Origin of the sequence: Alicyclobacillus contaminans DSM 17975, assembly GCF_000429525.1 — a bacterium.
Taxonomy (GTDB): Bacteria; Bacillota; Bacilli; order Alicyclobacillales; family Alicyclobacillaceae; genus Alicyclobacillus_A; species Alicyclobacillus_A contaminans.
Genome location: NZ_AUCA01000079.1, coordinates 1 through 5,843, shown reverse-complemented (window position 1 = coordinate 5,843; position 5,843 = coordinate 1). Strand labels below are relative to the sequence as shown.

10 protein-coding genes are annotated in these 5,843 nt (G+C 55.0%); all 10 read left to right on the top strand.

Annotated features, from left to right (window positions below):
• Nucleotides 1-217: integrase core domain-containing protein (locus G463_RS0116825; RefSeq protein WP_026976069.1), on the top strand; the 217-nt coding region annotated here is incomplete at its 5' end.
• Nucleotides 218-379: 162 nt separating this feature from the next.
• Nucleotides 380-1,027 carry a hypothetical protein gene (locus G463_RS23740; protein ID WP_026976068.1) on the top strand — a complete coding sequence of 216 codons (648 nt, stop codon included), beginning with the start codon at nucleotides 380-382 and terminating at the stop codon, nucleotides 1,025-1,027.
• Nucleotides 997-1,419, top strand: a complete 423-nt coding sequence (locus G463_RS23735) for a hypothetical protein (RefSeq protein ID WP_026976067.1) — start codon at nucleotides 997-999, stop codon at nucleotides 1,417-1,419. The genes G463_RS23740 and G463_RS23735 overlap by 31 nt, the downstream gene beginning before the upstream one ends.
• A 278-nt stretch (nucleotides 1,420-1,697) precedes the next feature.
• Nucleotides 1,698-2,249: a hypothetical protein gene (locus G463_RS23730; protein ID WP_026976066.1), complete on the top strand. Its 552-nt coding sequence runs from the start codon at nucleotides 1,698-1,700 to the stop codon at nucleotides 2,247-2,249.
• Complete coding sequence (locus G463_RS23725) at nucleotides 2,224-2,784, top strand: ATP-binding protein (protein WP_245575943.1); 561 nt, start codon at nucleotides 2,224-2,226, stop codon at nucleotides 2,782-2,784. The genes G463_RS23730 and G463_RS23725 overlap by 26 nt, the downstream gene beginning before the upstream one ends.
• A 132-nt stretch (nucleotides 2,785-2,916) precedes the next feature.
• The gene (locus tag G463_RS21145) at nucleotides 2,917-3,342 is read left to right on the top strand and encodes a gamma-glutamylcyclotransferase family protein (protein ID WP_051322406.1); all 426 of its coding nucleotides are present in this window, start codon (nucleotides 2,917-2,919) and stop codon (nucleotides 3,340-3,342) included.
• Between the two features lie 16 nt (nucleotides 3,343-3,358).
• Nucleotides 3,359-4,201 (top strand): RpnC/YadD family protein, encoded by an 843-nt coding sequence (locus G463_RS0116795; RefSeq protein WP_026976064.1) that lies wholly within the window; start codon nucleotides 3,359-3,361, stop codon nucleotides 4,199-4,201.
• A 103-nt stretch (nucleotides 4,202-4,304) separates the two neighbouring features.
• On the top strand, nucleotides 4,305-4,709 hold the full coding sequence (locus tag G463_RS0116790) for a hypothetical protein (protein WP_026976063.1): 405 nt from the start codon (nucleotides 4,305-4,307) through the stop codon (nucleotides 4,707-4,709).
• A gap of 13 nt (nucleotides 4,710-4,722) precedes the next feature.
• The gene (locus tag G463_RS0116785; protein WP_026976062.1) at nucleotides 4,723-4,935 is read left to right on the top strand and encodes a hypothetical protein; all 213 of its coding nucleotides are present in this window, start codon (nucleotides 4,723-4,725) and stop codon (nucleotides 4,933-4,935) included.
• 659 nt (nucleotides 4,936-5,594) lie between these two features.
• Nucleotides 5,595-5,843: IS66 family insertion sequence element accessory protein TnpA (tnpA, locus tag G463_RS0116775; protein WP_026974975.1), on the top strand; the 249-nt coding region annotated here is incomplete at its 3' end.

Sequence of the window (5,843 nt, the reverse complement as noted above, 5' to 3'; positions counted from 1 at the left end):
TTACAACAACCCCGATGCTGACGGATACATCGAGCGATTCTTCCGGTCGCTGAAGGAGGAGGAGGTCTGGCTGCAAGAATACAGCAGCTTTACCGAGGCGAAAGCGGCGATCGAGTCATACATTCACTTTTACAACACGGACCGACCTCATTCCGCACTAGGTTATCGGTCACCGTCGGAATTCAGAAACTGGAAAATGCAACAGAACGCAGCGTGAGACGGTTTTTATCTGAATTGTAAATCTATCATCTCTTTCTTAAAAGCCATCCCATCTGTCTTGACAATGTGGGGTTCAATACGAACATCATAACGCACAAATAGTGTGTCAACATGAGCAGTTGCCCTGCACACCCCCCTCCATTTGAGAGAGGGACTTTTCATGCACACTGTCTATTGGCAGGACAATATTTTGTTTCGTGACAACGGAACGACGTTTGGTGTGTACTGCCTACCCGCACTTCCATATGAGAATCACCCAGAAGCTGTTAAACGGAGCATCTACCGACAACTAGAGGTGTTCTTCCAGACTTACCGCGGTCAAGGCCAGATTGTAAGCATTGGTGTACCTATCTCGGCGGAAGAAGTGACCTCGCGCATGGCGGCCTTCAGCAAGCATCCGGACTGGCGCGCGCACATGGAACTCGTGGAGGAGCAACTGCGCGAGCATCTTTCGTTTGAGCGTCTGATATTCCTCATCCTGCAACTGGTTTCGCCGCTTGCCACGGACTGGAGCCAAGTTTTGGACCGGCCTGACCGAATTCGGGAACGGCTCTCTGATCAGTTCCTTCGGTTCTGGGGCTACACCAAGCGAAAAGTGGCGCGTGATCAATCTCCCGTGTTGACCAAACACGACATCGAGGGCGGCGGTGCACTCGGAACTGCGTACATTCAACCGCCTGCAGGCGGTCAATCCGGCTCTTTCGAGAGCTACACCGCACGAACTGGAACTACTGCCCCGGGCGCCGTACCACCCGGGGCCTCGCTCTGTGGCCTGTGGTGCTGCCTGACCTGCTGCCGCGAACGGTGACCATCGAGGGCGGCGAAGTGGTGATTCGGCTGCGGCCGCTGCGCGTGGCGCTCGCCTTGGCGGCGGTGCGACAGGACACGTTTCGGATTCGGGTGGAGCACAGTGATAAGTGGGTATCGTACCAGTCGGTGATGGCTGCGGCGAGCCTGCCCGAGCGGCTTGAGGCCATTGGCGACGAGTGGTTGTATCTGACCTTGGAGAAGTTGGACTTCCCAGTCGACGCCTGTGTGCACTTCGAGATCCTTTCCCCGCAGCGAGCCAGGGAGATTGATTGTCTACCGGCGCAAGAAGGTCATCACGGCCCAAGGAGAGGAGTACGCACAGGCCGGGCGATGTCCCGTGGGACATCTATGATTGGATGGAGGATGCGCAAGCACTGGAAGACAAACTGAAAGTTGGCATGGCGTTTACTGTGTTCCATTCGTTCTTCGCGGTAGCGGCGGACAGTGAATTGGAGATGTTGCGACGGGAGGAGCAGTTGAAAGAAAAGTTGCAAGGGTCCATTCAGTTGGTGCATCCACCGGGAAATTGCCCTGAAAATTTGGTAGGCGTTCTTTCCCGGCGAACTGGGTGGCGTAGATAAGGCGTGGGTGATTCCGGCTGATCCAACGATGCTCGCGGCGTCAGGTGCGATGGGGACGGCGCAGGTGGGCGACCCAGCGGGGGGGGGGTGGACTGGTTTCGGGCGATGCGGGAGTTGAACCGTAGTGGCGCCGCGGCGTTTGTCGGTACGCCTGGCAGTGGTAAGTCCGTTGGCATGAAGTATGCGGCAGACACGATGGTGCAATGGAACGCAGTGGGGGCGGTTGTGGCCCCGACGCAGGGCGAGTATGGCGTACTGGTGGGGCTTTGGCCGAAAGAAAGTGTGTGGTGGACGTTTGGTGCGGGAAGTGACCTGCGATTCTCACCGTTTCGACTGGGGCGTCACGCGAGAGAGTCACGCTTGGTAGCGGAAGGGTTTCTGAGTGTGCTGCTCAATATCACGACTCGGCGAGAGGACCAACGCGCGTCGCTGGTGCTGCAGCGGGCGTTGGCTTCGCTGTACGAGGGGGAGAAGTGGGATATGGATCGCTTCCTACTCTGCCTTGACGCCGAACGTAAGGACGAGCAGCGCCGACAGGAGGAACGGGATGTTGCTGATCTATTCCTGGGGTTGTTGGAGCATTACCGCGACGGGGAGACGGGGCGGGCGTTGGTTGTTACGATGGAGAAGACAACGTAATGAACGACCGGACGCGGTTGGTGGTTGGTGGTGTCGATCATGGGGCTGGAGTTTCCATACCCGGGCCGCCTGGCGTGACTCGCAACGGTTCGCGGTGGCGATTTTGTATCTGGTGACGCAGATTGCGTTTCGGCGCTTGGTCATGGCGCCACAATCGGTGAAGAAGTTTTTTGAAGTGGACGAGACGTGGATTTTGCGCAGTATCTCGGAAGGCCGAGCGCTGTTCAACCGAATATTGCTGTTCGGCCGCTTGATGAACCTGGTTTTGATGATGGCTGTGCAGACCCTGGATGTGCTGTTGCCAAAGCAAGGCTCGGAGAACGACGACATATCAGGAAGCCTTGGATGGTGCTTTGCCGGACGAATCACGTCCCGTGCTCAGTTTCAGCATACGGTACGTCTTCTTGGCCTGCCGCTGGAAGACGAAAATGATCTGAACCACTATGTTTTGAGCTGTTTCAGTCATTCGAGAAAGGTCGCGGATTCCTGCGCAATCCGTTGGGGCGAATTGGCGAGGTACAGATCGATGTGGTGAACAAGGACTTGCTGGAAGCGTTCAGTACGACTCCGGAGTAACGTCTGGATTGCTTTGTATTACTAATAGTTACAAACTTACTAATATGATGTATAGTGGTTGCGGGAAGAAAACGGGTGAGGAGGTGGCGTCATGTCCGCTCATCATGTTATGTTCGCATATGGCACTCTTCGTGAAGGTCAATTCAACTGCCCAGTGATGGAGTCGCACCTGGCTCGTGCATTGGGGGAGGGATGCATCCGCGGTGAGCTGTACAATCTGGGGGCGTTTCCGGCTGTGTCATTGGATGGGGATGGTGTGGTCGTCGGTGAGTGGGCCGAGGTGACGGATAACGGACTGGCGGCGCTGGACAGGCTGGAGGGTTACCCCGAGTACTACGACCGTAGCATCGTGCAGGATGTGAACAGCGGATTGGAAGGCTGGGTGTATCACATGACCGGTCGCATTCCGGCTGGTGCACCGCTCATTACAGGGGGAGATTTGGTGCTTTCGTACAGTCACGTAAGCACGGTGGGCCTGCTGATGTCTAGTCACGGGACATGGCCGGGTTTATACTGAGGATACGGAGGAAATCATGAATATACCGAGAAACGCGAATGACATCGTTGCAAAGCACCTGACGGGCGCAGTGCCCCACGGTGCGCTCGAAGTCATTGGGATTCATGACGCAAATGTGGTACGGGCGCTGCCGACGGAGATTCCGAAGGTGGAGGTGCGGCAAGAATACACGGACGTCATGCTGGAGTTGGAGGACGGGCGGTTGCTGCATCTGGAGTTCCAGACGACACGCGAACCGGCTCTGTACCGCTTTCTGGCATATGACGTAGCGATTGCGGAGCGCTACCGGCGCAAGTTGCGAACGGTGGTGCTGTACACCGGCGACGTACAGGAGGCGCCGTCTCAGCTTGATGCAGGGAGCTTCCAGTATAGTGTAGAGAACGTGTATCTAAACCGATTGGACGGAGACGCGGCATTGGAGACGGTGAAGCGGCATCTGGCCACCGATGAATGGACAGAACAGGATAGAGTCCGGTTGTCGTTCGCGTTCCATATGCACTTCACGAAACGGGAGCGGGACGTGGCGTTTGAAGAGATTGTGGACATGGTGCGGCGCGTGCCTGACCGGGACGAACAGAACTATGTAGCGGCATTGATTCTTGGGTTCAGTGCGCGGATTCTTGCACCGGAGCAAAAGGAACGACTCAGGGAGGTGTTGAAAATGACGGAGCTTTTGCGGGAGTTTGAAGAGGAATTCAAGGAAAAATGGATGAAACAAGGACTGCAGCAAGGACTCCAACAAGGTAAGAGAGAAGTTGCCGAACGGATGTTCCGCAAGGGTGCTTCGGTGGCCGATGTCGTTGAGCTGACGGGGCTGTCTGAGGAAGAGGCGAAGGAGATTCGAAAGAAGGTCAATTGAGATCGTAAACATTTGTAAAACTGCACGGCGCGTCGCTTACTTGACTGGGCGGCGCGCTTCATTTTATCCCGCAATCCCCCTCTGTACGAGGAGAGATTATCCTGTGCAGCTCGCATTCATGACCGGAGTTCCTACAATCCTTGAAGGGATTCTGGGCGGTTTCTTTTTCCACATTCGCAATCAGTTTTTTTCGAGTTCGCTATCTGCGTATCTTCTCTACAAGCGTCAGAGGGCGGAGAATATGAGGACGCAAATCAATGAGGAACTGTATAATCGTCTGTTTAATCCTGCCTATAACATCATCCGGGGATTCATTCATCCCAGCAGCAATCCAGCCGTTGTGCTTTTCCGGGAATCGGAATACCAGTTCCATAAACGTGAAGCGTTGGAACGATTAAGAGCGTTGTTTTCAGGAGGAGGTAGACAAGCGTTGGAGTGGTATTCGGCGTTGGCACAAGTTTCGTTCGATAGACCAGACGCTGACCAACAATTTTTCGGCACTCTGTAAGAAGCTGTTCACAATGAAGTGGGTTTATATGGAGAAACCGGGGTATTTACCTCAGGTGATGTCACTGCGGGAGCGCATTCGGTATCGGTTCTGGATGCCTGACGCGGCTGAATTGCCGCGGGGAACGGTGCTACGGTGGAAGTTGTTTAATGCGCTCGACCTGTTCGATGTGGGTGCGGTGTTGTCTTGGGCACTGGTAATTGGGTGTGCGGCGATGGTGATGTAATACATTTGGATTCAAATGCGTTGATTGCACGACTGATTATGGTATGCGCCAGACGAATCCGGTGCGGAACTTGAGTGCTTGACCGAGATTCTGTTTTACTCCCAGTAAATGCTTCCAAGGCGGCTTCTGGTTCCACGTACCACTCAAGCTACACCGCCCCGTCTTCGAGCATTGGTAACGACAGCCGGTAATGTGAATTAACCGTTGTCTTCGATGTGATGACTGACAAGAAGAGGATTCAGGGCGCCGAGAGAACGTAAGCGTAAAATGCTACGCACCTGGTAGTTGACGATAAATCGGGAGGAGCCTAGCGGCAAAGGGCGCAGAGGCATTGATTTGTCCTCCGGCCTGGTATGCATACTACTGGGATCTTAGTCTCTGGGCTCGTGTGATGGCCTCCTGGCGCTGCGGTTTCAAAACGTCGAGTTCCTGGCAATGTTTGCAATCTCTATTTTGTTCGCCAGTGAGGGTTCGCTTTTTTAGCACGTCACGCAGAATCGCAATCTCAAGTGTTTGCTCACCAAGGACTTTTTTGAGCTGCTCATTCTCAGATGCCAATTCGGCCTTCTCAGCAACGTGAGCGTCAAATAGCGCACACCTAGCGCCAGGCCCTCTTCTGCGAGATGATCCCCCCAGAATCCAATCATGGAGGGATCATCGTGACGAAGGCCGAGTTGGCAGAGCTTCGTGAGCTTTGGCGTGCCCGCGTGGCGGATTTCCGTGCCAGTGGACAAACTGGCGCGGCGTGGTGTGCTGCCCACCAGATCAAGGAGCACCAGCTGTGGTATTGGGTGGGCAAGTTTAAGGCAGAAGCGCAGGAGCGGTCGGCGTCGGAGCCACAACCCCGTTTTATCCCGGTGCATGTCCAGGAAGCCGACAAGGATGCGCACACGTCCCTGTCTGTACGT